The sequence below is a fragment of the Streptomyces beijiangensis genome (genome assembly GCF_017315755.1).
GTDB lineage: Bacteria > Actinomycetota > Actinomycetes > Streptomycetales > Streptomycetaceae > Streptomyces > Streptomyces beijiangensis.
In genome coordinates this window covers 1-254 of sequence record NZ_JAFLRJ010000614.1, presented here as the reverse complement: position 1 = coordinate 254, position 254 = coordinate 1, and the positions used below count along the sequence as shown (strand labels likewise).

At 70.1% G+C, this 254-nt stretch carries 1 protein-coding gene; it reads left to right on the top strand.

From position 1 onward, the window contains the following. Nucleotides 1-254, top strand: a 254-nt coding sequence (locus tag J0695_RS37515) for a response regulator (RefSeq protein ID WP_206969247.1), incomplete at both ends; no start/stop codon positions are given.

The following is a 254-nucleotide window of genomic DNA, read 5'->3' as shown; positions in this document are numbered from 1 at the left end:
GCCTGGACGCACTGACCAAGGCGGAGGCGTACGGCCCCGACCTGATCGTCCTGGACATCCAGATGCCCCGGATGGACGGCATGACGGCCGCACGCAGGCTGCGCGCCTCGGGCTCGACGACGCCGATACTGATGCTGACGGCACGGGACACGGTGGGCGACCGGGTGACGGGGCTCGACGCGGGCGCCGACGACTACCTGGTCAAGCCGTTCGAACTGGACGAACTCTTCGCCAGGGTCAGGGCGCTGCTGCGC